We start from the raw sequence: 26,097 nt of genomic DNA, 5'->3' as shown, positions 1-26,097 counted from the left end.
TTTTGAAAAGAGCTTTGTTGAGCGTCTCAGATAAAACAGGACTGGTTGAATTTGCCCAAAAATTAGTGGCTTTAGACTTTGAATTAATTTCTACGGGAGGGACGCTGAAAGCTTTAGCAGCTGCAGATATCCCGGTGAAAAGTATTGAAACAATTACGCATTTTCCAGAAATGCTGGACGGCCGGGTTAAGACGTTACACCCCGCAGTTCATGGGGCGTTGTTAGCCAAACGCGATAATCCAACGCATATGCAGATGTTGGCCGAACAAGGCATTGAAACGATTGACCTTGTTTGTGTTAATTTGTACCCTTTTAAAGAAACCATTGAAAAACCTGGCGTAACACAAGCTGAAGCCATTGAAAATATTGATATTGGCGGGCCGTCTATGTTACGTTCTGCTGCTAAAAATTTTGCAGCGGTATTACCAGTAGTGGATCCTAAAGATTATGAAGCTGTCATTGAAGCTTTGCAGACACAAACCGCTACACCAGAGTTTCGCTTGCAGTTGGCCGCTAAGGTCTTTCGGCACACCGCAGCCTATGATGCCTTGATTGCCCAATATTTCACGACTGATCCGGAACCAGAGAAATTAACATTGACTTACGAAAAACGGCAAAGCTTGCGTTATGGCGAGAATAGTCACCAGCAAGCCGCTTTTTATGTAGATCCCTTAGCACAACCTTATTCTTTAGCTAATGCGACACAATTGCACGGCAAAGAACTATCTTATAATAATTTAAGAGATGCCAATGCTGCCTTACAGATTATTGCCGAATTTACAGATCAACCAGCTGTTGTTGCCTTAAAACATATGAATCCTTGTGGTATTGGTCAAGGATCTGATTTGTTAGCTGCTTGGCAAAAGGCTTATGATTCTGACCCTATTTCAATTTTTGGCGGTATTGTTGCCTTAAATCGGGAAGTAGATGCGGCAACTGCTGAAAAAATGCATGGGATTTTCCTAGAAATTATTATTGCGCCAAGTTTTTCTAAAGAAGCTTTAGAAATTTTAGAAACAAAGAAAAAAAATCTACGCTTATTGACGTTAGACTTTACGCAGGCTAAATCAGCCGCTGATCGTGAAGTCACTGCGGTTATGGGTGGTGCTTTGATTCAAACTGGGGATCAAACTTCAGAAACCGTTGCAGACTTTGAAGTCGTGAGTCAAAAACAACCGACACCTGAGCAGTTAGCGGCACTACGTTTTGGCCAAACTGTGGTCAAACACGTCAAGAGTAACGCGATTGTGGTGACCACGGCGGATCGGACATTAGGGGTTGGTGCGGGGCAACAAAATCGAATTGATTCGGTAAAAATTGCCATTGAAAAAGCACAAAGTAAGCCTGAATTTAAAAATGCAATTTTGGCATCAGATGCCTTTTTCCCAATGGATGATAGTGTGGCTTATGCTGCTGAGCATGGTATTACCGCTATTGTAGAACCTGGTGGTAGTATTAAAGATAAAGATTCCATTAAAAAAGCAGATGAGCTGGGCGTAGCGCTTGTCTTCACCGGTGTTCGACACTTTAAGCATTAATTCATGGAGGTTTGTTATGGCGCAAGTATTGGTGATTGGTTCTGGCGGCCGAGAACATGCAATTTGTAAGAAATTTCAAAAAAGTCCACAAGTAACAACGGTTTATTGTGCACCGGGTAATCCTGGTATGGCTTTAGATGGCATTACACAAGTGCCCATTTCAGAAATGGCCTTTGACGCATTAATTGAATTTGCGCAAGAACAGGCGATTGATTTGACTTTTGTGGGGCCAGAAGTACCTTTAAGTAAAGGAATTGTAGATGCTTTTCAGGCGGCAGGGCTAGTTATTTTTGGGCCTAAAAAAGCCAGCGCGCAATTAGAAAGTTCAAAGTCTTTTGCCAAAGACTTTATGCAGCGGCATGATATTCCTACTGCAAGTTCTGAAACTTTCCACGATAGTGTTCAAGCCTTAAGTTTTGTAGTTCAACAGCCAACACCAATTGTGATTAAAGTAGATGGTTTGGCGGCAGGCAAAGGGGTGGCTATTGCCAAAACCCGAACGGAAGCACAAAATATTATTCAAGCACTTTATGACCGCAATCCTCAGCAAACAGTGGTGATTGAAGATTATTTGGTAGGCCAAGAGTTTTCTTATATGTGTTTTGTGAATCAAGATAAAATTGTGCCATTGCCATTGTCCCAAGATCATAAACGGCTGTTAGATCAAGATTTAGGACCGAACACCGGCGGCATGGGGGCATACAGTCCTTTGCCACAAATGCCTAAAGATTTAGCAGAGCAGGCTTATCGAGAAATTATGCAGCCGACAGTGGCCGGTTTATTAGAAGACGGGTTAAATTGTTCCGGTGTGATTTATGTGGGCTTAGTACTGACGAGTGCGGGCTTACGGGTGATCGAGTACAATATGCGTTTAGGAGATCCTGAAACACAGATTTTGTTGCCTAGATTAAAGAGTGATTTTTATACTTTGATTCAAACGTTATTAGCCAACCGCCAACCAGAAGTAACTTGGCAGACGGCCGCGTATACGTTGGGGGTTGTTGTGGCCGCAGAGGGCTATCCAAAACAGCCACAAAAAGGTATTTTGATTCCAGATTTGACTAATGATCAAGGCATTCAGATCACTTATGCTGGCGTTACTGAAAAAGACCATCAACTTGTGAGTAGTGGCGGTCGTGTTTTGATGTTGGCCACGACGCAAGAAACTATTGCGGACTGTCAAAAAGTGCTTTATGACTTTATTGATCAACGGATTGCGGCACCACTGATTTATCGTCATGACATTGGGGCCAAAGCCTTAAAATAAACAAAAAAATCATCCTTTTACGGGATGATTTTTTTATGCGGGTGCGCCGCATTACATATCGTCTAAAAGTTCTTTCAATTGTTTTACTTGGCGTTTTAATTTTGTGCCGATATCCGTCTCGGCCACGGTTTTACGGGCCAATTCTTGTTCTACGATCCGTTTGGTGGAAACAATATCGGTTAGCTGGGCGATGGCATTTGCACGGGTGGTGAATGGCTGATGTGTAACCAGCTGCAAGCCATAGGAGTTATAAAGTAACGTGTAGCCGCCGATGCCAGTCGTTTTTTGGTAGGCTTTCGAAAAACCGCCGTCGATAACTAACATCTTGCCTTCTGCCATAATTGGGGAACGGCCTTTTTTGACAGGTGTGTGACCGTTAATAATATGGCCAACTTTAGGATCGATACCGAATTCTTGAAGCATCTTTTCAATAAACCAAGCTTCGTGGCGCAAGGTGTAATAACTGTTCGGTTCTTCAAAATGGGCTGTCTTATCTTCAATAAAGTACCGTTCAAAGGTGGACATGACCCGTTTTCCGAATAAAGGAGAGACGGGGCCGGTCCAAAGATACCACAATAAATCAGTGGCTAAGTCGTCGTTTTGTTTGGAATAAATGTAACTTTCTCGTAAATTATGTTCCAGTAAGTCAAATAAAGCGCGGCCTTTATAAAGTTGGCCATTTAAAGTTAAACCTTCTAAATTACCATCCTTATCCACGGGGACACAGCCATGGACTAGAAGATTATTGTTATAAACCAAATACATACTGCCCTTTTTCATGAAGAAATCCATATGTTTATGAAGTTTTTCGGAATTGACAAAGGCGTTAGTCAGTTGGTCGATGACTTCTTGTTCTTCTGGACAAAGTTGATAAGGATTTTTAGGGTCTACAGTTTGGAAGCAACCGTTAACAATGGGGTAAGTTTTCCCGTTTAGTGTGATAGCCGTCCGCTCTTTATTGAGTTTATCCAATAATTTGCGATGGGTCATTTTAAATTCAGGGCGGCGGTCAATGGCTTGACCTTCCAGCTTAAATTGAATAATCGCAATGGCCTGGTGAATTTTAGTGATTTGGTCTAACTCTGCTTTTGAAGGTTTATCAGTTTGGTGATTGAGTTTGGGCGCAAAACCAGGGTTCGCTTGATAGTATTTTTCAGCTAGTAAGGACAGGTGTCTTAAATTAATGCCATAGGAATCTTCGACAATAGATAAGTTGTCATAACGAGCGCAAATTCTTAATAGATTCGCAATGCATAGTTGGGAACCAGCCGCGGCACCGAGCCACAAAATGTCGTGATTGCCCCATTGTAAATCGACAGAGTGATGACGCATCAAGCGGTCCATGATTTTGTCAGGGGCGGGACCACGATCATAAATATCCCCCAGCATATGTAAATGGTCCACAACTAATCTTTGAATGGTATGGCATAAAGTAATGATGAATTGATCTGCGGAGTTTAAATTGATAATATCGTCTGTAATTTGGGCGTAGTATTTGTGCTTGTCTTCTGTAGTAAAATCCCCATACAGCAGTTCTTCAGTGATATAAACAAATTCAGGCGCTAAAGCTTTACGTACTTTAGAGCGGGTGTATTTTGTAGCGCAATACTTCAATAGTTCTAGGAGGTCGTCAAAGGTATTTAGATACCATTGCTTTAAATCATCACTGTTGTTAAAAGTGGATTTAATGATTTTTAGACGTTCAGATGGATAGTACACTAAAAAGGCAAAGATTTTTTGCGTTTTAGGTGTCATTTGACCATTAAATAGTTCTTCAATTTTTTGCTTGATGTTTCCAGAAGCATTTCTTAAAACGTGATCAAAAGCGGTAAATTCACCATGAATGTCGCTCATAAAAGCTTCGGTACTTTTCGGTAGACTTAAAATCGCTTTCAAATTAATAATTTCAGTTGTCACGGCTTCTTTGGTGGGATACTTTTCCTGTAGTAATTCCTTTTCCAACTCTTGCGTGATAATACACCCCTTTTGACAAGATACCCACATTATAACAAGGATTGGGCAAAATGATAAGGCTTTCCGAGCTATACAAATTTTTATTATCGCTTAATACCAAAAGAAAAATAGGTTAGACCAATTTTTTAAATGGTACAACCATGGTATTACAGATTTTTAGAGGTGTTTCAAATGAGTCATGTTATCGCTTATTGGTCGAACAAAAATTTTTATTTTTAAGTAAAGACACATCTGTGCATCTTTTTTGATTTATGTCACGAAGTTGTGAAGTTCTGGTTTATATCGTTTTTATTGGGGATTGGTTTTTTGAAACGCGCTCACTAGAGCAAAGCTCTCACCTAACTACGAATCTTTTGTGTGTCTGTCGACACCCTGCAAGATCCTAGGTTAGTGCTCGAGGCTTTCCCGCTCTAGTTCACGCTCTAATCTAAACGCGCTCCAAAAGACTGATTTTTGCGCTTAGCTACGTCTAACTTGTAAGCGAAGCCCGCTCACGGCGTTAGCCTAGGCTATGCTCAAAATCAACCCGTCTTTTGTTGCGCTCTGATCTAAAACGCGCTCACTAGAGCAAAACGCTCACCTAACTACGAATTATTCATAAGCGAAGTGCACTTATTTCATAATTCTAGGTTAGTGCTCGCGGTTTTACCGCTCTAGTTCGCGCTCTAATAATATTTTAATAATTTTCTCAGTTTTTTCTCGGTATCTGTTTGTTTCTGTGATATGATAAAACAAACAATTTTTGGAGGTTTTTTTATGCGTTATATTACTGCTGGGGAATCTCACGGGCCGCAACTAACGGCGGTTATTGAGGGGTTACCTGCGAATTTGACCATTGATATAGATCAGATTAATCATGATATGTGGCGGCGCAAGCAAGGTTATGGTCGTGGGGCAAGACAACAAATTGAAACGGATGAGGTTCAAATTACAGCGGGGGTTCGACATCAAAAGACGTTGGGATCACCGGTGACGATTCAATTGGCAAATAAAGATTTTGCACATTGGCAGTCTGTAATGTCTCCAACAGAACCGGCAACGGCAGAAAATACGGTTCGACAGGTGACTAAACCTCGGCCAGGGCATGCGGATCTTGTGGGTGGTATGAAGTATCAGCACAAAGATTTGCGTAATGTTTTGGAACGGTCTAGTGCTCGAGAAACGGCGATGCGAGTGGCTGTAGGGAGCGTGGCTAAGCAATTCTTAAAGGCTTTAGGGATTGATGTTTTAGGTTTTGTTCGTCAGTTGGGGTCTGTTAAGGCGGATACAGCAAAACTAAATGAATTTGCGGATTTAGAGGCGTTGCGCAAAGTAACAGAAGCTAGTGAAGTTCGGACTTTTGATCCAGCGGCTGAAGCTGAAATTAAAATGAATATTGATGCGGCTAAAAAAGCGGGTGATACTTTAGGCGGCGTTGTTGAAGTGATCGTAACAGGTGTTCCAGCTGGGCTGGGCAGCTATGTGAGTGCGGATCAAAAATTAGACGGCCGTTTGGCGCAGGCGATTATTGCCATCAATGCGTTCAAAGGGGTGGCTTTTGGCGATGGTTTTGAGTTGGCAAATCATCCTGGCAGTGAAGATATGGATGAAATTTTTTATGATCAAGGCAAAGGTTTTTACCGGCAGACGGACCATTTAGGCGGCTTTGAAGGCGGGATGACAAACGGGATGCCGATTGTGATCACGGCGGTGATGAAGCCAATTCCCACGCTGTATAAGCCGTTGCGCAGTGTGGACGTGAACACTAAAGAGGCTTATGAGGCTAATGTGGAACGTTCAGATACGACGGCGGTGCCTGCAGCAGCTACGGTTGCGGAGGCAATGACGGCAATTACGATTGCGCAGGCTGTTTTAGATATGTTTGATGCCAATGCCATGGATCGTTTGCAGGCGCAAGTTGCGGCTTACCGAGAAGAATTAAAAAATTATTAAGGGGATTTAGGCAGTTATGGACAAAGAATTAACGAGCGGCCCAGCCGTCTTAAAGGGGACTTGTGCGGTACCTGGCGATAAAAGTATTTCGCATCGTTCGGTGATGCTGGGGGCTTTAGCTAAGGGCACAACCACGGCAAAGCACTTCTTATTTTCAGCAGATTGTTTACATACAATCGCTGTGTTCAAAGCATTGGGTGTACCCATTGAAACTACTGAAGATACGGTTACCATTCAAGGGGTGGGGCTTAAAGGCTTAAAACCGCCTAAAGCTGACTTAGATATGGGCAATTCAGGGACATCTACACGCTTATTGTTAGGTTTATTAGCGCGACAGCCTTTTGCGATGACGTTTATTGGCGATGATTCTTTGAGTCAGCGGCCAATGGGACGGGTTTTGAATCCTTTAGCTGAAATGGGCGCCCAGGTCACAGCAACAGACGATCGGTTACCATTGACGATTCAGGCCAATGCCCATCTGAAACCATTAGATTACACGATCCCGGTGGCCAGTGCCCAAGTAAAAAGCGCTTTGATTTTTGCGGCGCTACAAGCAGATGGCCCGAGTCATTTAACGGAGAAATTAGCAACAAGAGATCATACAGAACGGATGCTGCAGTATTTTGGCGGGCATCTTGAAAAAGACGGGTTAACTTTAACCGTGCAGCCAAATCAAACCTTGACCGGTAAAGACTTAACTGTGCCTGGTGATCCTTCATCAGCGGCCTTTTTCGTTGCTGCAGCGACGTTATTGGCAGGTAGTGACCTGACCTTAACCCATGTTGGTTTGAATCCAACGCGGACTGGTTTTTTGGAAGTTATCGGCCAAATGAACGGGAATATCTCCGTGGCTAATTTAGAAACAGATTTTGAACCTACTGGTGATTTAAAAATTAAGAGTGCTGATTTAACGGGGATTACTCTCACGAAAGAAAGTATTCCCAGCGTGATTGATGAATTGCCACTAGTCGTTTTATGCGCGACACAGGCACAAGGCGTTACGGAAATTTCCGGTGCCGAGGAATTGCGGGTTAAAGAAACCGACCGGATCAGTACAGTTGTTACAGAATTGACGAAGATGGGGGCCAAGATTGAAGAAAAGCCAGATGGTATGATAATCACCGGCCCAACGCCATTGCATAAAGTTCAAGGCACTTTAAATAGTTACGGCGATCATCGGATTGCGATGATGCTGATGGTGGCGGCTTTATTAACAAAAGATGACTTTACATTGCAACAGGCAGAAGCCATTGCCGTGTCTTATCCAGATTTTTATGACGACTTATTAAAATTATTGGTGAAATAATATTGACAATTAGAATGTAGCATGTTAATCTCATTACATTCTAATATTTAGTAACAATTCGTTTTAGTGTTCAGAGAATTGGCGGTGGGTGCGAGCCAAGCAGGGCGAAGTTGTGAAATACTTGAAGCGTTAGATTTTTAATTTTAAATTCAAAGTGCAGTGGGCGTTAAGCTTGCTGAATATTGGGTGGTACCGCGTTAATGACGTCCCGATCGCATTGTTGTGATCGGGGCTTTTTTTATAAAAAACAATCAAAGGGGTGTTTGTCTGATGAAAATTCTAGTTAATGGTTTAGGCTTAATAGGTGGTTCAATCGCATATGCAATCTCAAAGTTTGATCCGGAGGCCTTTATTATCGGGTTGGATTACGATCCAGCCCATTTAACCGAAGCACTAGATATGGGGATCATCAACAAAATTGGCAAAGATTTAGCCACAGAAGCCCCTAAAGCAGATGTTATTTTATTGGCAACGCCGGTTGAAGTAATTCAACAGACAATCTGTGAATTGGCAGAATTGCCGCTAAAAGACAATGTGATTGTGACCGACGCAGGTAGCACAAAGCAGGCTATTTTAGCCACTGCACAAGTACTAACTGATAAAGGCATTACCTTTATCGGCGGCCATCCTATGGCAGGTTCCCACAAATCCGGCGTTTTAGCAGCGAATTGGGATTTGTTTCGCAGTGCTTTTTACCTACTTGTTCCAGCTGACGGTGTCGCATCAAGTCAAGTTGAGCGTCTAAAGGCATTATTAAAAGTAACTAATGCCAAATTCTTGACAATTGAACCAAAACAACACGATCACGTGGTGGCTTTATTGAGTCATGTACCGCATATTTTAGCAGCGGGTCTAGTGAATTTGGCCCGTAATGATTTCAAGGATACACCGGATATGTTGCGCTTAGCAGCCGGTGGTTTTAGAGATATGACCCGGATTGCTTCCAGCGATCCTGATATGTGGGCAGATATTTTGGACACCAATAGTGCTGAAATTTTGGAATTACTGCAAGCTTATGGTAATGAAATTCAACGGCTAGAATGGCGAATCGCTAACCAAGATCGCCGGGCGTTGTATGATTTTTTCAGTGCGGCTAAAGTAACCCGTGAAAAAATTGAAACGAAAAAAAATAGTGGTAGTTTACCAGGCTTTTTTGACATCTATGTCAATATTCCAGATCATTCAGGCTCGATTGCGGCGATTACAGCACGCTTAGCAACGAAAAAAATTAATTTGGTGAATATTCAAGTGTTGGAGACGCGGGATGACATTAATGGTGTTTTACAGCTTACTTTTGGCAGTGAACGGGATTTGAACTTAGCCAAAGGGGTTTTAAGCGATGTGTCATTCACTGAAAAAGTGGGGGTAAAATAAAATGGCAAGTGTGGTATTAGTAGGTTTAATGGGGGCCGGTAAAACAACGATCGGTCAATTATTAGCACAAAAAACCCAGTTAGATTTGATTGATTTAGACCAAAAAATTGTGGCGGATGCTGGCAAACGTATTCCGGATATTTTTGAAGAAGTTGGCGAAATCGGCTTTAGACAATTGGAGACGCAAGCTCTACGAGAGAGTTTGGCTCAAAATGTTATTTTATCCACTGGTGGCGGTGTTGTGACACAAGCCGTTAATCGGATGCTGTTAAAAAATTGTGCTGTTCCGGTGGTTTATTTACAAGCGGATGCGTCAGTTTTATACCGGCGGGTTTGTGGTGATAACAATCGGCCGATTGCTAAAAATCTGAATTTACAAGGCTTCCAAGATTTAGCGCAAAAACGTGCTGATTTTTATGAAGAGGTCAGCGATTTGACGATTAAAACAGATGACACAACACCAGACATGGTAACGGCGCAAATATTTTCAGTTTATAACTTCGGTGAGATGAATCAATTATTGTCTTAATAATATAGAAATAAAAGAATCTGCAGTGGACATTGGGTCTGCATGCAGGTTCTTTTTTATTTGAACATTAGTCATTTTGACTGGCGGCCAAGATTAGACAAGAAACTATGATACAATACTATTGTAAGCGATTGCATAAACTGGGTAATGGCCTATTTGTGCAACTAAAAAAGTACCAAGAAAATAAATTTATAAAAATTAGAGGTGAGATTTATGGAAGGACAAAGACGGATTGGAATTACAGAAACAATTTTGAGAGATGCCCATCAAAGTTTGATGGCGACAAGGATGCCAATGGCAGATATGTTGCCGATTTTAGATACGCTGGATGATATCGGCTACGCTTCATTGGAATGTTGGGGCGGGGCCACCTTTGATGCGTGTATTCGCTTTTTGGACGAAGACCCTTGGCAACGACTGCGGACAATTAAGCAGCATGTAACAAAAACCCCGCTGCAGATGCTTTTACGGGGGCAAAACTTATTAGGTTATCGACACTATGCGGATGATGTGGTGACAAAATTTATTGAACAGTCCGCAGAAAACGGCATTGATATTTTTCGGATTTTTGATGCACTGAATGATACGCGTAATCTAGAAGCGGCTTTAAAAGCAGTGAAAAAAACCGGCAAAGAAGCACAGCTGACAATTGTTTATACCATTAGTGAAGCCCATACGTTGGATTATTATGCGCAATTGGGCAATACGTTGGCGCAGATGGGTGCCGATTCAATTTGTATTAAGGATATGGCTGGTATTTTGACCGGACCAAAATGTGCCGCTTTAGTGCAACGCTTAAAGCAGACGATTTCACTGCCGATTATTGTACATACGCATTGCACCAGCGGTATCGGTCAGTTGACGTATCAAGCGGCTATTGCGGCTGGTGCGGATAGAATTGATACCGCATTGTCACCATTGAGTGAAGGTACTAGCCAGCCAGCGACTGAATCGATGGTTTTGAACTTCGATGAAGCCGGGTATGATACGGGCATTGATTTGGTCAAAATGGGTGAGGCAGCTGACTATTTTAGAAGTTTGCGACCGAAGTATTTAAGTGCAGATTTGATTGATCCTAAAGTATTAACAGCCGATCCAAGAGCCTTGATTTATCAAGTACCTGGGGGGATGCTGTCCAATTTGTATGCCCAATTAAAACAGGCCAATGCCTTGGATAAATATGATGCTGTTTTGGCGGAAGTCCCTAAAGTTCGCGAAGATTTAGGCTTTCCGCCGTTAGTCACGCCATTGAGTCAGATGGTGGGGACACAGGCGGTAATGAACGTGGTTACGGGCAAACGGTATCAGATGGTACCTAATGAAATCAAAGCTTATCTCATGGGGGAATACGGTCGGTCACCGGTACCGGTTGCCGCGGATTTTCGCCAGCAATTGATTGGGGATGCCCCTGTAATTACGGACCGTCCAGCTGATCATATTGAAGCTGAATTTGAAAGTTTAAAGACGCAGCTCAAAACTTTGGCAAAAACGGATGAAGATGTGCTGACTTATGCGCTATTTCCGCAAGTGGGCAAGAAATTCCTAGAACAGAAATATCAGCCAACGCCCCAAGCCGACGAAGTTATTAAAGTCTTCGGTCAATATTAAAGGAGGCCTATAATGCAGTATTCCCTTAGTGAAGTGCTCGTGTTAACGGTGGTTTCAATGTTAATTGTATTTATCATTTTGTTAGGCATTATGTTGATGATGATGCTATTAGGTAAGTTGTTCGGTGGAACAAAAGTCTCAAAAACAACATCAAATACAGTGATTGAACCGCCAGCTAAAAATGACTCAGCTGCTGATACAGCACTGATTGAAACGGATCCATTGGCGAAAGTAGCCGTATTAGCAGCTCTAGCAGAAGCCAGTGAGGCAAAAGATGGCCGCCGCTTTGAAGTCGCTGCCGTTAAACGAATTAAATAATTAAATTTTAGACAGATTGTGAGGCGTTTTGTATGAAAAGATATGAGATTGAAGTGAATGGACAAGTTTATCAAGTAAGTTTAAAAGAACTGCCAGCAGATACACCGATGCCAGCACCAACACCAGCATCAGCACCTAAACCTGACGCATCTCCGGCTAAAGCGCCAACACCAGCGCCAACAGCAGGCGGTACGGCGGTTAATGCCCCATTAGCGGGGACTGTTTTGGCGATTAAAGTTACTGAGGGGCAGGCTGTGAAGCAAGGTGAAATTTTACTTGTCTTAGAAGCAATGAAAATGGAAAACGAAATTGTGGCACCTGCAGATGGCGTCGTGCAGGCCATTCAAGTTGCTGTAGGACAATCGGTAGAATCTGACCAGCTGTTACTTAAGCTTTAAGGAGGCCGCTGATGAGTGATATTGTAGGACAAATGATAGAAACCTCAGGCCTAGCGAATTTATCATTTAACAATTTTTTTATGATCATACTAGCCTGTGTGTTTTTATATTTAGGTATTCGTAAACGTTATGAACCTTACTTAATGATCCCGATTGCGTTTGGGATGTTACTGGTTAACTTGCCACTGGCTGGTTTAATGGGGGCCGCAGCCCATGGTAATCCTGGGGGACTATTATATTATTTATATCAAGGGACAAACCTAGGGATATATCCGCCATTAATCTTCTTATGTTTAGGAGCTTCCACGGATTTTGGGCCTTTATTGGCTAATCCGAAAACAATTCTTTTAGGTGGTGCCGCACAATTTGGTATCTTTGCAGCCTTTTTCCTAGCGGTTGTGCTGGGGATGACACCAGAAGAAGCCGCTTCTGTCGGTATTATCGGCGGTGCCGATGGGCCAACTGCAATCTTTTTGACAACGCGATTAGCACCGCAATTATTATCCGCAATTGCCTTGGCGGCGTATTCGTATATGGCCTTAGTACCGATTATTCAACCGCCAATTATTCGTTTATTAACGACAGAAAAAGAACGTAAAGTAGAGATGAAGGCCAATCGAGAAGTTCAGCATAAAGAAAAAATTATTTTCCCAATTGCAGTCACTATCTTTGTCAGCTTGTTAGTGCCCAGTGCCACAACGTTAATTGGTTGTTTGATGTTAGGCAATTTGATTCGAGAATCAAAATTGGTACCGAGACTAGCTGAGACGTTGCAAAATACGTTGATGTATATTGTGACAATTCTCTTAGGGATCACCGTAGGCGCTAAAGCTGACGGCGACTTGTTCTTATCCGTGGTCACCTTAAAAATTATTTTCCTTGGGTTATTAGCCTTTATTATCGGGACGGCATCTGGTGTATTATTAGGCAAGCTGATGTACAAACTCTCCGGTGGTAAAATTAATCCAATGATCGGGGCTGCTGGGGTATCTGCAGTACCAATGGCCGCTCGAGTTGTTCAAAAAGAAGGACAGCGGGCTAATCCAAGCAATTATTTGTTGATGCATGCGATGGGGCCAAACGTGGCTGGGGTGATCGGTTCAGCAGTCGCTGCCGGTGTTTTATTAGCGTTCTTCGGCTAATAAAATTGAATTAAAAAGAGTACTTGTAATTATTTTAAGAACGTAGTAGCCTTTGGGATATGCCAGAATCTATCACCGGGGGCGTTACTATTGAAAAATCAAGTGGATGAGACTTTTGCGCTGGTCAGTGCCGCGTATAGAGATCCGGAGATTAAAGCAACACCAGCTTTGCGGGGGATACTATTAAAATATAGTGTTGCTTTACAAACCGGTAAAACCTATGGCTATGTTTGCCAAGGACTGAATACGGAAGTTTCAAAATATGTGCATGATTATCGCTATCAATTGCCACAATCCATGGTGCAATTGATGCATCAAATTAATGGCGATTAAAATATCAAAAAACCGATACCTGTAAAATGGGTATCGGTTTTTTGAATGGGTTAGGTTATAGAATTAGTCGTTCCAAAGGCCAATTTATCTGCAAAGATATTAGTAATGGTTGAAAGTAAATAAGAAACGAGATAAATTGGGGCTATTGTTGCAAGAAGTGAGAAGATGAATTCTGGAAATTGACGTAAATTATAGTAATTTAGTGTGGTACCTATGATTAAGACATTGATAAAGTTTACTGGAATATTGCCAATTAACCGACCTAGAATATTTTTAGGTGCGATATGAAAATAACTAGGTACGGCAATGGCAATTTTACCTAGAGGAAAAATAAAATAAACAATACAAGATACTACAAACGCGAGCAAAACGTTGATGAACCAATTAGTTACAGTTGCTTTGGTATTGGAAACAATAAACGCTACGGTTGGAATCGCCAACGCTGTAGGTACATTATTGATGAGATTTATGATGATGTCTTGTTTTAGGCTGACTTTTGATGTCATAATACAGGATCCACCGCTAAGAGACTTGGGATTTTTAACCGATTCTCACGGACGATTTTTGCGGAATGGTCAAATAATTCTTGTTCCGTATCTGATAATGTTAGCGGTAAGACTTCAAGAACACCACCAGCACCAATTCTTGTCGGCTGACCAATGTAAGTTTGATAATCTGTATTATAAGAGGATAGTGGGAAAACTTGACGGGCATTGTTTAAGATAGCTTCTACAAGTGTGGCACCAGTGAGTCCAATACCATGAGAAGTGAAGCCTTTACCTGAAATGATATACCAAGCCCCTTTACTAGAATTTTCTTCTATCACTTTTAAATCAATCCGATGAGTAGCTGCTAAATCATTCATGGGGATACCACCCACACGAACTGTAGACCAAGCAGTAAACTGACTTTCACCGTGTTCTCCCAAGACATAACCGTCAATGTCATGAATACTACAATCTAGATAAGCACTAACAGCGTGCTTCATACGTGTTGTATCTAACGTTGTACCAGTTCCAAAAATATGATTTTTAGGTAGATCAACGAGTTCTTGCAGATAAGTTACGACAACGTCACAAGGATTTGTAATGCTCAGGATAATACCGTTAAATTTTGAAGCATTAATTTTGGGTGCTACTTCTTGAACGATCTGGGCACTGCTACGTAACTCATTGAGGCGGTCGGGATTATCTGTTTGTAATTGTGCTTGTAAGATTGAAATGTCGCCAGGTGAAAAGACAAGTACGTCACAGTCTTTTAATAATGTCCACGAATCATTATAATTTTGGCGAAGAATTTTTGTATTAGATGTTAATAGAGCCTGCTGGTCAGTGAGATCGTATTGTTCTGCGCGAGCTTTTTTGTCATCTTTATCAATTAAAACTAATTCAGAAACGCTGCCTCTCAATACTAAAGCTAAAGCGACGGCGGAACCGACATTACCTAGACCAATAATACCAACTTTACTTACCATAATATTGCCTCCTAAAATGATGATTGATTAGCTGCTTTGAATGTTTCTAAATCAGTTTCTGAATCTGATATTGTTGACTGCTGGTTACGTGATTTACTCAGGAAACTCATGATATAACCAATAACGACAATGCCTGCCATTAAAATCAAAGTACTGTAGTAAGAATTTGTTTTGTCATAGAGTAAGCCAGAAATAGTACTACCAAAAGATGAAATAACCAAGTTCATATTTATGATCGAAAGATTGATGGCATAGTATTTTTCACCGAAATTAGCTTTCATAAAAGCAGAATTTGTTGGTGTAATACCACCATAGGCCAGACCGGCAAAAATATAACTGACAATTAAGATCGGATATAAGTGTTTAGAAATAGCTAAGAAGATTAAAGTAACAGCAATCATAAATGTGGTATTGATCAAAAGCATTGTTTTTAATCGGCCTATTTTATCAAATAAAATTCCCGATAAAACTCGGCCAATACCATTAAAAATTGAAATTAGACCAACAGCTGTTGCTAGTGCTGCTGCGCTAGTAGTTGGTTTAGCTTCTGTGGCAATCGCGCTTGCCTGAGAAATTAGAATTAAACCGGACATACTTAAAACCGTAGCCCAGACAAAGAAGAACTGGAATGAGCGATTTTTAAGCATCGCTTTTGGTGTAACATCGTGTGTGTCTATTTTTGCAGTTGTTTTGATGGTTAAACGATAACGGTCAATTTCTGCAAGCTTTGGTTCTCGGATAAAGAAGCTACACAGTACCATTACAATTAAAAGTAAAATACCAAAACCGAAAAAGGTTTGACGAAAGCCATCGCCACCAGGTGTGACAGCCTGATAAATTTTACCAATGAAAAAACTACCAAAACCAAAACCCATTAATAGAATCCCAGAGATCAACCCCGGTTTATCCGGGAAAAATTTAGTGACGCTACTCATAACAGTATTAAAAGCAAAGCCAGAAGCACTAGCTGCTAAAACACCATAACCGATATAAAGCGTTATTAAACTATTGGCCTGACTTGCCATATAAAAGCCAATGAAGAATAGTAGACCAGAAATGATTAATTTAGCGCGGGCACTAATCTTTAGCCAACCACAAATTAAACCGGCGATGCAATAAGTGATCATACAAATTGTAAAGGTTAAGGAAAGCTGTGCAGCTGACCATTGTGTGAAATAGCCTTTCAAAGAACTGGCAAAAACACTCCAAGCATAAACAAGACCGGCGAATAGTAAGATAAAGACACCTAATGCGGTATAAAACCATCTATTTGTTCTCATTTTAAACCTCCTTTTAAGGTTCATATAAATAAGCCGCATGGCTAGGATCATTAGGAAATCCCAGCGTTGACGGCTTATTTCTTTATGGTATTGAATCGAGTGAATTATTAATGTTTTAAAATTAAAATTACAACCGTCTCTATATAAGCGGAACTTATCTCATGGTAATATAGCCACGGTACTGAGCTAAATTATCACTGGTTGGGATATCTGGTAAGAACATGCCAACGATATTAAATTGCGGTGTTAGAAATGGAAATTGATTTTGTTGCGCCCAGCTAGGCTTTTTCAACGCTGTTGTACCGGCCACTGCCGCGGTGTACCACTCATCTTCAGAGTCAAACCACATTTCAACCAAGCGCTCAAATTCACAGCCGACAACATCTTGCATAATTCGACTAGACATAAATCGATGAACTTCAGGCCGACCTTTAAAATAAGGGACGACTTCGTCATGGAACCAAGCTTCACCAGCTGCTTCAGTTAAATTTTCAGGGTATTTGATAACAAATTGCCAACGATAGTTTGGACCATCTGCAACCATACGACCATCGCCTTTATAATCTTCTTCCCAATTGATCGGAACATGGGCAAAAACAAATGGTTGACAGCCATTAGCGCCACCAGCACTTCTACCGGTATCACCATCTACATTACCAGCAGCTGCGGCATCTGTATCAGGAATATTACCCTGCCAACGAAGGACGTCTTTAGGCATGTATTCTGTGATAGCATTATTTTTCATCTCAGGTGTCATTTCATTAATCAACCAATAGTGCTCGGTCATTTGCATTCGACGAGTGCCGAAGCGTTCACCTTCAGGAGGGACAGGGAATGCATTATAAAAGGCATATTTTGTGACGTAGGGTCCAAATTTGGAGATACTATCTTGAATATGGTGTCCATATAACCAATGTAATAGTTTCGGACGATATTTTTCTTTAATAACATCAACATAAATGACACTTCTCATGGGGCGAAATTCAAAACTCAATGTAATTTCCTCTTTTCTCTAATTCTCATTAAATTAAGAGCGTAAATCAGTGGAACGTGTTTGTTTTGCAGAACCAAAAGCTAATTTCTCAGCAATTATATTTGTAATTAAAGATACGATATAAGCAATAACGTAAAGTGGTAAAAATGTACCGATGAATGCAAATAAGAAATCAGGTACAGCACGAACGTTATAGAAATTTAAAACTAAACCAATAATAACGACATAGATGAAGTTAATCGGGATGTTGGCAATGAGTCTACCAGCAATATTTTTAGGATTAACATGAAATAGCGAGGGGATTTTAAAAGCTATTCTAGGAATAGGAATCGTTAAACTAATTAAGCATGCAAACACGAAAGCAAGTAATACATTTGTTAACCAGTTCACGGGACTTGTTTTGATATGCGCAACAAGCGGTGCAACTGTAGAAATAACCACGGCAAGTGGAATATTATTGACCAAATTGATTGTAAGAATCTGTTTTCTGCTTAACTTCATTTTCTTCCTCCTATACAGTCATCGTTGCGGTTGATTTTTCAGGTTTAGAGGCTTTAATAAAATGGCTATAAGCTTTTTTACGGGCTTTGAACTCCGGTGTTTTCATCGTTTTGACAAATTCACCTTCGATACGGTCTTTAATGTCGTTACCATGAATGAATTTTCCAGGTAATGTGTCGTGCGCTTTATCTAGTTGGTCATCTGCAAAGACAAAATTTGTGACACCGTTTTCAATTTTAAGTTCACCAACGATACCACATTGCGCACAGACAGCTTCATTTGTGCCAGGTGTCAAATAAAATAGTTTGTTATGACAATGTGGGCAGACACCAGCCTCACCTTGATAAGTGGCTTCGGAGATATCAGCAGCAGCATTGGCAATATTAACCCCAACTTGATGGACTTCAGCTAAGTGTTCATCGTCCATAATGATACTCTTGGACCAAGGGAACCATTTGTTATCAATGATTTGCCACATATCTACAAGTGCATGCATAGCATGCTCACATTGGACACGTGTCCCCCAATCAGAACCACCGACACCCATATAAGAAATAACTTTATCTTGGAAAATACGATCGTCTGTTTTTTGACCGCCAATTTGTTCAGCAATCTTATCATTAATAATGTTATTGCCACGATCAAGGCGTGGTCCAAAGCGATCCATCAAAGTATGGAATAAACCAGAGGCACCTTCTTCAAAGATAGGGTCACTGATAATAATGCCATCAGCATCCAACATTTTATCTAGTAACCAATCAAAATCATCATTTAAGATACACATATTGCCCTTGCCGGAAGTTAGCATTCTGGAACAGGTGCAGCAACCTGTGCAATGTAAAATATTTAGTGTAGACATGCGAATAAATTCAATGTCAGCGCCGGTTTCCTTAGCGCCCATTAAGGCTTCAATACATAAAGAATCGTTTGTGCCATTTTTTGTGCCAAAAGATAGACCTAAAATTTTCATTTTATAACGCTCGCTTTCTAAATAAGAGTTATTTAAAACAAATTCGACAATAGTTTTTTAAAATTAACTTATTTAATAAAGCGATGGCCATCGACGAAATAAAAGTAAATTATTTTTATTAAATAAGTGTTTTAATTCACAAACATGACATTTATTAAATTTTAAGATGCTAGAAAACTATTTATCACCTTGCATATTTAAGGTAACATTGCTTGATATAAAAGAGAAATTCATTTTTAGCATCATAGTTATTCTTTTTGAGAATTATTTCACAATATAATCAAAAAAAGCAGTGCCCATTAATATCTAAAATGAGCATTGCTTCGTAATTAGTTTTTGAGGTTGAAAATTCTTATTAAGTCTATGCGCTAGTGAAATTTAAAACTGCAGTATTCAGCTGACAGTACTTTGTTAATTCAAACAACTAAAGACACCAGTTTCAGTTTTAAGTAAATTGCTTTTTTAAAATAGAAATGACACTATTTAGCAGATCGTTATTAATTTGGTCAGGCAAAAATAAGCTGACATCATGATGATAATTTAACGGCAAGTAACAAAGATCAGGCACAAAACGATAGATAGACCATTCATCTAAGATAGTGAAGCCCTTGCCCATCGCGACCATGGCCAATACTTGGGTTAGATCATCATAGGAGATGAGTTCGGGCTGAAAGCCATAATGGTTACAAATCAAACTGTTTTCTTCAACAGCCATCGCCTTAAAATGATTGGAAACACTGTACATTGTTTGTTCAGAGAAGTCTTGAAACGTTGTGGGAACACGCATAAATAGACTGTCTGCATAAAGAATACCTTTTTGAACACTACCTAAGCGAATCTCTCGAATGTAGTTTTTAGTACCGATACGCTGAACCATACCATTAGAGATGCATAAAGCAGCGTCAAGTTTGTTATTGGCTAAAGCTTCCATCAACTCATTGGGGGTCATTGGTTGAATGCGAATTGAAATCGTTGGATAGATCGCTTGTAACTGTTGATCCATCTGTTGTAGCTGTGGGTAGATTGCCCAGTCCTTCAGAATACCTAATGTAAATGTGAGTTTATTGGCTTCGTCCAAGTTGTTACGTTGTTTAATATCGGCTAATTCGGCCATGATTCTGGTGAAAAATTCATAGTATTCTGCACCAGAGGCTGTTAAAGTCATACCTCGATTAGATCGGTTTAAAAGCGTAACACCTAAGCTTTGTTCTAAGGCATTAAGCTGTTTACTGATGGCCGGGGCTGAAACAAAGAGTTCTTCTGCACTTTTAGCAACACTTTTAGTTCGAGCAACCGATAAAAAATAGTCAATTTGTAATGGATTTATGTGAATTACCTTCTTATGACAGCAGCGTCTTAACCTGCAGGTTAAGACGCACTTAACTGTATCGATTCTTCCGTATTTTTAATCTTAACGTATACTGAAATCATAAGCAAGGAGGTCAAAACAATGACACAAAGAACAGAACCGCTTTTTAAAAATACGGAATTAATAGGATTTAATGATCTAAATAATAAGCCAGGATTTCAAATGGCAATGCAAAAATCTGGGGAACGGTATTATTTATATACAGCCTCATTTAGACACAATGGTTGGAACATTGTAGAAGTTACCGATCCAAAGCATCCTAGAAATGTTAAATGGTTGGATGGACCTTGGTTAAATGCAGAATTACATGATGGGCAAAGTACACCTAAAATTCAAATTGCAGATGGCCTAATGATCACAGCCCATGGCGGTACGATGAAAGAACTTCATGGTACTGAGCCGGGGCTGCCATTTTGGGGGGGCATTATGATCTGGGATGTTAAAACAGATCCAGAGAACCCTAAATTATTATCTAAATTTGAATGCAAGGGCGGCGCTGGGGTTCATCGCTTTTGTTATAATGGTGGTAACTTTGTTTACGTTGTCGGTGCTTGTGAAGGCTACAATGGCTTTATTTTGAGAATTGTCGATATTAGTGAGCCTACTGCCCCTAAAGAAGTGGGCCGTTGGTGGTCATCTGAACAATATTTAGGAGACAAAGGTGGTAAAGTAGCCCGTTATGGTTCTGCAGAAGCACTATCCTCACCATTCTTACATGCCTGTGTTGTAAAAGATGATGTTTTATATTGCGCTTACGCAAATAAAGGGTTTATTATGCTGGATGTTAAGGATAAGACGCAACCCAAACTTATTGGAAAACTTTCTTTAAATCCACCATTTGGTGGCGGCGCAGCTGGGGCACCAGTACACACTACTTTACCTTTGGGAGACCGGCCTTATGTCGTTGTTTCTACAGAAGGAGAACGGCCACGTTATTTCTCTAATGAGGCCACTGAAGGTTTATTCAAAAAAATTAAGACGCAACCTATGAATACATTAGGCATTGCTGAGATTACAGATCCAGCACATCCAAGTTTAATTTCTACTTTCCCATATCCTGAAGTACCTGAAGGCTACACGCATGGACAGAATTTTAACATTGTCGATGGTGTCAGAATACCTTTTGGGCCACATAATTTATTTGATGCCTTTAATCAAGACGTTTATGGACAAGATCCAAATCGAGTTTATTGCTGCTATTTTGGGGCGGGGTTACGGATCTATGATGTTTCAGATCCATTTATCCCTAAAGAAATTGCCTATTTCTTACCACCTGATCCAACTAAATTATTATTTGATAACAAAGATCATACCTTGTTACCTGGGCCGGAAGTAGCTGTAACCGAAGATGTTCTAGTGGATGATCGAGGCTATATTTATGTAGATACCTTCATGGATGGGCTTTATATCTTACGCTGCACCGTTTGATAGAATTATGAATGGGAGGACGATAGTACAAGTACATTACTATCGTTCCCCTTTTTGTGTTAGCCGATAATCTTAGTAAAACTTAAAGTTATGCTATTACTGATTGGAGTAAGGAAGATGAAAATATGAGTACATTAAATCAACTGCCAAATATCAGCACTGTTCAAATTGAGGCGTTTTTAACTTTGGCCTCAACCTTAAATTTCACAAAAGCAGCGGTGGCACTGCATACAACACAACCTAATCTTAGTAAAATGATTGTTCGTTTGGAAGATGAATTGGAAGTTAAATTATTTATTCGTAATCGTCGTTCAGTAAGGTTAACGAGTGCTGGGAAATATTTTCAGCAGCGTCTAGGTAATTATACGGAAAGTTTTTTAGGAGCAATCTTAGATACAAAGGCGATTAGTACGAATCATAAGCCACCGTTAAATATTGCGATGTTAGGGACGGCTGTTTTAAACGAGTTACCCATTATCATTCATCAATTTACGGATAATTATCCGAATGTACCTATCAGTATTACCGACTACCCATTAGCTGAAATCAAAAAGAATTTAAAAGATAATAATATTGATATTGCTTTAGTACCGAAATATGTTGCGAAAGATATGTCGGAATTTAAGAATATTAATTTTTTAACAGATGATATGTATTTGGTGACAGATCATCATAATCCTTTGGGGTTAAAGCAAAGTGTTAAAGTAGAAGAATTGGCAGACCAGACATTGATTATTCCGGATTTTAAACCGATTAGAGATATTTTTGAGGCGCATCATATTTCACCGACAATCATTGAAGAAACAGAATCATTAAATAATGTTATTCTGAAAGTTGAAAGCGGTTTAGGTATCTCAATATTTGCGGGTCATCTAGCACATTATTATGGTAAGAATTTGTCATTTGTAAAATTAGAAGGCTACGAAGATTTCTTCAAGATTAATTGTGTTTGGAAAAATGAATATAACGAGTCGATTCAAAATTTTGTGTCAATTGTTCAAGACTTTGTTGAAGATCGATAAGCCATTAACTATAAATTAAAAAACTGTATCAGTCTAATATTTAGACCAATACAGTTTTTTTAATTCGAATCACTGGCATAAGCTGAATTCGCCTGACGAATACGATCAGGAAATTCGGCCGCTAAAGTTTCAAAAGCAGTTTGGACAGCGGCAGGAACAGATACAGGGGCAATGAAGTTCTGCCCTTTAGGACCGTAGCCATTAGGATCATTGCGCAACCGGGGAATTTCACCTAAGAGTAGGGTAATGTATTCGGACATAGACCATAGGCCCAGCGGCATTTGATCAAAAACGAGCTGATCTGCTTTTGTCTGAACCTGAACTTGATAAGTGGCATAATTTATAATTTGAACCTCAGGCGCATATTTGTGCAAGCCCGCAGCCATACGCCGTTGCATGCTGGCGTCTTGTGCAAGAATCATCGTTTGATGGGGCAGTTGCTGTTGGGCTAACAAGGCTAATAAATAAGTAATATTATTACCACAATTTGTAGACTTTGTTTCTAAATAGTCCACAGTTAATTGATATTTTTGCTGCAGATAAGCTGAAAATAATTCAGCCTCACTCAGCTGTTCAAGTGATTGATTTGGTAAATAAGGCGCCATTTGTTGCCGCAACCGAGGCGTTGTATGACCGGCACCGCCTACAATGATATATTTTTTGGCAACTTTAGCTTGGATGGCCTGAGCTAATAAATCACCACCAGCTAAAATACTGCCACCAAACAAGACAAAAACATCGGCTTGGGTGTAGCCATAAGTTTGTTGTAAAGCGGTTTGTGTCAGTGCGGGCAGATCTTTAGGGCCACAAAATTGGGCCAGTTGATTAATAGCTGCAGCGATTTTTTCAGCCATAGTGTACGTCCTTTCACTATTTTTGAGTAGTGGCATCTTGGATACCTTCTTCAAAGCTAATAAAGCCTTCTTGTGTTCGATCGTAAGTTAATGTAAAGTAAGCTTTTTGTTTATTCGTGCCGGATACGATAAAAAATCGGGTTACCCGGGGAACATCTGTGAGTTCATAACCTGTAATGACGGTGTTTTGAAAGTCAGTATCGCTAACTTTTAAATATTTTTGCAATGCTTGGGCACTGGCAACGGACAAGTTCATTTCTTGAGCCAAACCTTTAAATTGCTTTAAGCTGCTGTTGGCTGTATAAGTATTGCCATCGCCGAGGGCATTTTTGATTCGCTCTGTGAAGTTGGTGGCGGTTGAAATGCCATCTGTCCCAACAGAAGCATCCTCAAATAAAAACTTCGGCGGCACATTATTTTTGACCGTTGCGACATATTGTGTTTTGTTCGGCTTAACAATTAGATTTTTAGTATAAAAAACCCGATAACGATAGGAAACGATTGTTTTAGTGTCATCGTAGCGGTTAGCGCTGACTAAAACGTAGTTACCCCGGGCGTTTTTACCAAAAGAAACCGGTGTAATGCTATAAATATACTGATGGGGTTTATCATGGACCCAATCATCCAACTGCTTGGCTTGCTTAGTGGTTAAAAAAAGATAGTCTGATTGTTTACCGCTGAAGTTGTCATTTAGATTCGTGACCAGCTTCAGCGCATTCTTTTTAACTGTATCCATTTGCGATACACTTAAATCAACGGCAGGGACTTCTAGACCATTCTCAACTTTATCTGGATCAACGACCCAATTAAATGGAATTGTTTGCGCTGTTAAAAAGTGCTGGGCTTGTTTTAAAATTGGTCGACGAAAAGCATAGCCTAAGCTTAAAATAAGGACTAGGCTCAAAAAGATAGTACTCAATATCAGAATCAGTTTACGATGTTTTTTCAAAATAGACCTCAAAAGTTTATAAAAGTTGACCGCATATCTCTAAAATAAACGGTATTATAATTAATAACGGAAAGCAAGTAAAAAATCTACCTTGCGCTGATGCCAAATCGGTGTAGATCTAAAAGATTGGTTGTAAAATGGTATAATTACTACAATAAATAACAGCAAGAACTTTGGGAAAGTGAGTTTGCTTTATAATGGAAACCAAAGCTAAAAGTCTGACACGTCAAGAAAAGAGTGCCTCGCGTCAGCAGAAATTAAAACACCAAAAGAAAATTATCTTTTGGATATTGCTTGCCATCCTAATTATTAGCTTGGGAAGTTTAGGCGGTTGGGTTTACGCCAACAAAGCCACCACCCATCAAATCAATCAGCAATACAAAACCGTTGATCAGCAACGTTATTTAAAGACGACTGTTTCAAAACAGACCGCACAAACGATTATTACCAAACAAGCGCGCTGGCATTGGCTATTTAGTGCAGCGACTGCTAAACAAGCCGCGGATTTTATAGCAGATTATCAAGCGCGCACAAAGCGGACACAAGCCATTGCGGCGTTGATGGACGGAACGCATTATTATCGTGATACGGTTACCGGCCAGCAGCTGACCCATCTGGATCAGACGCTGTTGAAAGAAAAAAATCCAACAGTTTATCAAAAAGCGAAAAATAAATTGGATACGGTACAAGTCTGGTATGCTCAAACAACAGATGGCAGTACCTTTATTAATGATACTTATTATACGTTTCAGCATGAAAAAGACCAACTGACACAAGAACAAGTTTCTGAAGCTAATGTTTATTATAAGCTTTTAAAAAATCGGCGAACTAAAGCAAAATGGCGGCAACCTATTGAAAAAATGACTGCCGGCTATAGTGCCTTGCAAAAAGAAAAAAATGAAAGTCAGGCTCAAGCAGATCAAAAAGCTTTAGAAGACTTAAAGAACTCGGCTTTAACCCAAAGCTATACACCCGCTAAGGTAACGATAGAAGATAGTCGCACCAGCAGTAGCCGGCAAACCAGCGGGACGACCACCGACAGTGATACTTTAACGGATGCTTTGGCGGACTTAAATATTACTGCCAGCCGTGTTTTAGTGTTGGATACAGCTAACGATACGCTCTTTATAGCCCAACGTAGTAATGGAACTTACCGGGTTTCTGGCAGTCAATATACTGTTTTGGCAAATAGTTTGAGCACCGGTGCTTATCGCATTCGGGCGTTGATTCAAAATTCAAGTACCAACGCAGGGGTTATTACCAGCGGGAGTGACTTTGGGACGTACTTTACGACCCCACCTGCGGCTTATGCGGATGAGACAAATACGGAAACAGACTTTAATGAAGCTGATCCAGTCTTCTGGCTCAAAAATCAGCCAGCGTTAAACAATTCAATTTTAGTCACTTCTGGGCAGTCGTTAGGGTTCATTACTAGCGGCAATATCAGCAGTGAAAATATTATCCGTGTTTCTAGTACGACATTAACGAATTTATTAAACACCGTTAGTCAAAGTATGACACTAGGGGTTATTTAGGA

At 40.3% G+C, this 26,097-nt stretch carries 24 protein-coding genes; 14 read left to right on the top strand and 10 right to left on the bottom strand.

What is annotated here, in order from left to right; translation table 11 throughout:
- The first annotated feature begins 2 nt into the window (after positions 1-2).
- Both purH and purD read left to right on the top strand, forming a co-directional pair.
- Positions 3-1,538, top strand: coding sequence for a bifunctional phosphoribosylaminoimidazolecarboxamide formyltransferase/IMP cyclohydrolase (gene purH, locus EKM93_RS09140; RefSeq protein ID WP_191988493.1), 1,536 nt, complete (start codon positions 3-5; stop codon positions 1,536-1,538).
- A gap of 16 nt (positions 1,539-1,554) precedes the next feature.
- The gene (purD, locus tag EKM93_RS09135) at positions 1,555-2,805 is read left to right on the top strand and encodes a phosphoribosylamine--glycine ligase (RefSeq protein WP_125715177.1); all 1,251 of its coding nucleotides are present in this window, start codon (positions 1,555-1,557) and stop codon (positions 2,803-2,805) included.
- A 51-nt stretch (positions 2,806-2,856) separates the two neighbouring features.
- On the opposite strand, the gene EKM93_RS09130 is transcribed toward purD, so the two are convergent.
- Positions 2,857-4,767, bottom strand: a complete 1,911-nt coding sequence (locus tag EKM93_RS09130; protein WP_376923094.1) for a fructose-1,6-bisphosphatase — start codon at positions 4,765-4,767, stop codon at positions 2,857-2,859.
- A 768-nt stretch (positions 4,768-5,535) separates the two neighbouring features.
- Between EKM93_RS09130 and aroC the strand changes: the two genes are divergently transcribed.
- The 9 genes from aroC to EKM93_RS09085 all read left to right on the top strand — a co-directional run bounded on the left by aroC (position 5,536) and on the right by EKM93_RS09085 (position 13,719).
- The gene (gene aroC, locus EKM93_RS09125) at positions 5,536-6,711 is read left to right on the top strand and encodes a chorismate synthase (RefSeq protein WP_125715173.1); all 1,176 of its coding nucleotides are present in this window, start codon (positions 5,536-5,538) and stop codon (positions 6,709-6,711) included.
- Between the two features lie 16 nt (positions 6,712-6,727).
- Positions 6,728-8,017, top strand: a complete 1,290-nt coding sequence (gene aroA, locus EKM93_RS09120; protein ID WP_125715171.1) for a 3-phosphoshikimate 1-carboxyvinyltransferase — start codon at positions 6,728-6,730, stop codon at positions 8,015-8,017.
- A 270-nt stretch (positions 8,018-8,287) separates the two neighbouring features.
- A complete protein-coding gene (locus EKM93_RS09115) occupies positions 8,288-9,391 on the top strand; it encodes a prephenate dehydrogenase (RefSeq protein WP_125715169.1) in 1,104 nt (367 codons plus the stop codon).
- A 1-nt stretch (position 9,392) separates the two neighbouring features.
- Entirely contained in the window at positions 9,393-9,920 is a 528-nt protein-coding gene (locus tag EKM93_RS09110) for a shikimate kinase (RefSeq protein WP_125715167.1), read from the top strand.
- 213 nt (positions 9,921-10,133) lie between these two features.
- Positions 10,134-11,528: an oxaloacetate decarboxylase subunit alpha gene (locus EKM93_RS09105; protein WP_125715165.1), complete on the top strand. Its 1,395-nt coding sequence runs from the start codon at positions 10,134-10,136 to the stop codon at positions 11,526-11,528.
- Positions 11,529-11,540: 12 nt separating this feature from the next.
- Complete coding sequence (locus EKM93_RS09100) at positions 11,541-11,846, top strand: OadG family transporter subunit (protein ID WP_125715164.1); 306 nt, start codon at positions 11,541-11,543, stop codon at positions 11,844-11,846.
- 32 nt (positions 11,847-11,878) lie between these two features.
- Positions 11,879-12,244, top strand: a complete 366-nt coding sequence (locus tag EKM93_RS09095) for a biotin/lipoyl-containing protein (protein ID WP_125715162.1) — start codon at positions 11,879-11,881, stop codon at positions 12,242-12,244.
- A gap of 11 nt (positions 12,245-12,255) precedes the next feature.
- Entirely contained in the window at positions 12,256-13,386 is a 1,131-nt protein-coding gene (locus tag EKM93_RS09090) for a sodium ion-translocating decarboxylase subunit beta (RefSeq protein ID WP_125715160.1), read from the top strand.
- A 90-nt stretch (positions 13,387-13,476) separates the two neighbouring features.
- Positions 13,477-13,719 (top strand): bacteriocin immunity protein, encoded by a 243-nt coding sequence (locus tag EKM93_RS09085; protein WP_164507049.1) that lies wholly within the window; start codon positions 13,477-13,479, stop codon positions 13,717-13,719.
- A 50-nt stretch (positions 13,720-13,769) separates the two neighbouring features.
- Here EKM93_RS09085 and EKM93_RS09080 read toward each other — a convergent pair whose 3' ends face one another.
- The 7 genes from EKM93_RS09080 to EKM93_RS09050 form a co-directional block, all read right to left on the bottom strand.
- Entirely contained in the window at positions 13,770-14,225 is a 456-nt protein-coding gene (locus tag EKM93_RS09080; RefSeq protein ID WP_125715156.1) for a hypothetical protein, read from the bottom strand.
- On the bottom strand, positions 14,222-15,193 hold the full coding sequence (locus tag EKM93_RS09075; RefSeq protein WP_125715155.1) for a lactate/malate family dehydrogenase: 972 nt from the start codon (positions 15,191-15,193) through the stop codon (positions 14,222-14,224). Before EKM93_RS09075 ends, EKM93_RS09080 begins: the two co-directional genes overlap by 4 nt.
- A gap of 11 nt (positions 15,194-15,204) precedes the next feature.
- A complete protein-coding gene (locus tag EKM93_RS09070; RefSeq protein ID WP_125715153.1) occupies positions 15,205-16,473 on the bottom strand; it encodes an MFS transporter in 1,269 nt (422 codons plus the stop codon).
- A gap of 154 nt (positions 16,474-16,627) precedes the next feature.
- The gene (locus EKM93_RS09065) at positions 16,628-17,467 is read right to left on the bottom strand and encodes an acetyl-CoA hydrolase (protein WP_125715151.1); all 840 of its coding nucleotides are present in this window, start codon (positions 17,465-17,467) and stop codon (positions 16,628-16,630) included.
- A 33-nt stretch (positions 17,468-17,500) separates the two neighbouring features.
- The gene (locus EKM93_RS09060; protein WP_125715149.1) at positions 17,501-17,968 is read right to left on the bottom strand and encodes a hypothetical protein; all 468 of its coding nucleotides are present in this window, start codon (positions 17,966-17,968) and stop codon (positions 17,501-17,503) included.
- A gap of 10 nt (positions 17,969-17,978) precedes the next feature.
- The gene (locus tag EKM93_RS09055; protein WP_125715147.1) at positions 17,979-18,938 is read right to left on the bottom strand and encodes an NAD(P)H-dependent oxidoreductase; all 960 of its coding nucleotides are present in this window, start codon (positions 18,936-18,938) and stop codon (positions 17,979-17,981) included.
- A gap of 445 nt (positions 18,939-19,383) precedes the next feature.
- Complete coding sequence (locus EKM93_RS09050; protein ID WP_225423681.1) at positions 19,384-20,250, bottom strand: LysR family transcriptional regulator; 867 nt, start codon at positions 20,248-20,250, stop codon at positions 19,384-19,386.
- Positions 20,251-20,388: 138 nt separating this feature from the next.
- Here EKM93_RS09050 and EKM93_RS09045 point away from each other — a divergent pair, with 138 nt between their 5' ends.
- Both EKM93_RS09045 and EKM93_RS09040 read left to right on the top strand, forming a co-directional pair.
- A complete protein-coding gene (locus EKM93_RS09045; RefSeq protein ID WP_125715145.1) occupies positions 20,389-21,735 on the top strand; it encodes an LVIVD repeat-containing protein in 1,347 nt (448 codons plus the stop codon).
- Between the two features lie 125 nt (positions 21,736-21,860).
- Complete coding sequence (locus EKM93_RS09040; protein ID WP_125715143.1) at positions 21,861-22,757, top strand: LysR family transcriptional regulator; 897 nt, start codon at positions 21,861-21,863, stop codon at positions 22,755-22,757.
- A gap of 59 nt (positions 22,758-22,816) precedes the next feature.
- Here the strand turns inward: EKM93_RS09040 and EKM93_RS09035 are convergent, their stop codons facing one another.
- Both EKM93_RS09035 and EKM93_RS09030 read right to left on the bottom strand, forming a co-directional pair.
- Positions 22,817-23,611: an ElyC/SanA/YdcF family protein gene (locus EKM93_RS09035; RefSeq protein ID WP_125715141.1), complete on the bottom strand. Its 795-nt coding sequence runs from the start codon at positions 23,609-23,611 to the stop codon at positions 22,817-22,819.
- A gap of 16 nt (positions 23,612-23,627) precedes the next feature.
- Positions 23,628-24,560 carry a hypothetical protein gene (locus tag EKM93_RS09030; RefSeq protein ID WP_125715139.1) on the bottom strand — a complete coding sequence of 311 codons (933 nt, stop codon included), beginning with the start codon at positions 24,558-24,560 and terminating at the stop codon, positions 23,628-23,630.
- A gap of 197 nt (positions 24,561-24,757) precedes the next feature.
- Here EKM93_RS09030 and EKM93_RS09025 point away from each other — a divergent pair, with 197 nt between their 5' ends.
- Complete coding sequence (locus EKM93_RS09025) at positions 24,758-26,095, top strand: hypothetical protein (RefSeq protein ID WP_125715137.1); 1,338 nt, start codon at positions 24,758-24,760, stop codon at positions 26,093-26,095.
- The last annotated feature ends 2 nt before the right edge of the window (positions 26,096-26,097 follow it).

This window comes from Agrilactobacillus yilanensis, from assembly GCF_003946725.1.
GTDB lineage: Bacteria > Bacillota > Bacilli > Lactobacillales > Lactobacillaceae > Agrilactobacillus > Agrilactobacillus yilanensis.
The sequence above is the reverse complement of the archived record's forward strand: the minus strand, read 5'-3'. Positions and strand labels throughout refer to the sequence as shown.

Excerpts from the sequence above, each read along its gene's own strand:
- purD (WP_125715177.1), top strand. The coding sequence starts at position 1,555 with ATGGCGCAAGTATTGGTGATTGGTTCTGGCGGCCGAGAACATGCAATT.
- aroC (WP_125715173.1), top strand. The coding sequence starts at position 5,536 with ATGCGTTATATTACTGCTGGGGAATCTCACGGGCCGCAACTAACGGCG.
- aroA (WP_125715171.1), top strand. The coding sequence starts at position 6,728 with ATGGACAAAGAATTAACGAGCGGCCCAGCCGTCTTAAAGGGGACTTGT.
- EKM93_RS09115 (WP_125715169.1), top strand. The coding sequence starts at position 8,288 with ATGAAAATTCTAGTTAATGGTTTAGGCTTAATAGGTGGTTCAATCGCA.
- EKM93_RS09110 (WP_125715167.1), top strand. The coding sequence starts at position 9,393 with ATGGCAAGTGTGGTATTAGTAGGTTTAATGGGGGCCGGTAAAACAACG.
- EKM93_RS09105 (WP_125715165.1), top strand. The coding sequence starts at position 10,134 with ATGGAAGGACAAAGACGGATTGGAATTACAGAAACAATTTTGAGAGAT.
- EKM93_RS09100 (WP_125715164.1), top strand. The coding sequence starts at position 11,541 with ATGCAGTATTCCCTTAGTGAAGTGCTCGTGTTAACGGTGGTTTCAATG.
- EKM93_RS09095 (WP_125715162.1), top strand. The coding sequence starts at position 11,879 with ATGAAAAGATATGAGATTGAAGTGAATGGACAAGTTTATCAAGTAAGT.
- EKM93_RS09090 (WP_125715160.1), top strand. The coding sequence starts at position 12,256 with ATGAGTGATATTGTAGGACAAATGATAGAAACCTCAGGCCTAGCGAAT.
- EKM93_RS09080 (WP_125715156.1), bottom strand. The coding sequence starts at position 14,225 with ATGACATCAAAAGTCAGCCTAAAACAAGACATCATCATAAATCTCATC.
- EKM93_RS09075 (WP_125715155.1), bottom strand. The coding sequence starts at position 15,193 with ATGGTAAGTAAAGTTGGTATTATTGGTCTAGGTAATGTCGGTTCCGCC.
- EKM93_RS09070 (WP_125715153.1), bottom strand. The coding sequence starts at position 16,473 with ATGAGAACAAATAGATGGTTTTATACCGCATTAGGTGTCTTTATCTTA.
- EKM93_RS09060 (WP_125715149.1), bottom strand. The coding sequence starts at position 17,968 with ATGAAGTTAAGCAGAAAACAGATTCTTACAATCAATTTGGTCAATAAT.
- EKM93_RS09055 (WP_125715147.1), bottom strand. The coding sequence starts at position 18,938 with ATGAAAATTTTAGGTCTATCTTTTGGCACAAAAAATGGCACAAACGAT.
- EKM93_RS09045 (WP_125715145.1), top strand. The coding sequence starts at position 20,389 with ATGACACAAAGAACAGAACCGCTTTTTAAAAATACGGAATTAATAGGA.
- EKM93_RS09040 (WP_125715143.1), top strand. The coding sequence starts at position 21,861 with ATGAGTACATTAAATCAACTGCCAAATATCAGCACTGTTCAAATTGAG.
- EKM93_RS09035 (WP_125715141.1), bottom strand. The coding sequence starts at position 23,611 with ATGGCTGAAAAAATCGCTGCAGCTATTAATCAACTGGCCCAATTTTGT.
- EKM93_RS09025 (WP_125715137.1), top strand. The coding sequence starts at position 24,758 with ATGGAAACCAAAGCTAAAAGTCTGACACGTCAAGAAAAGAGTGCCTCG.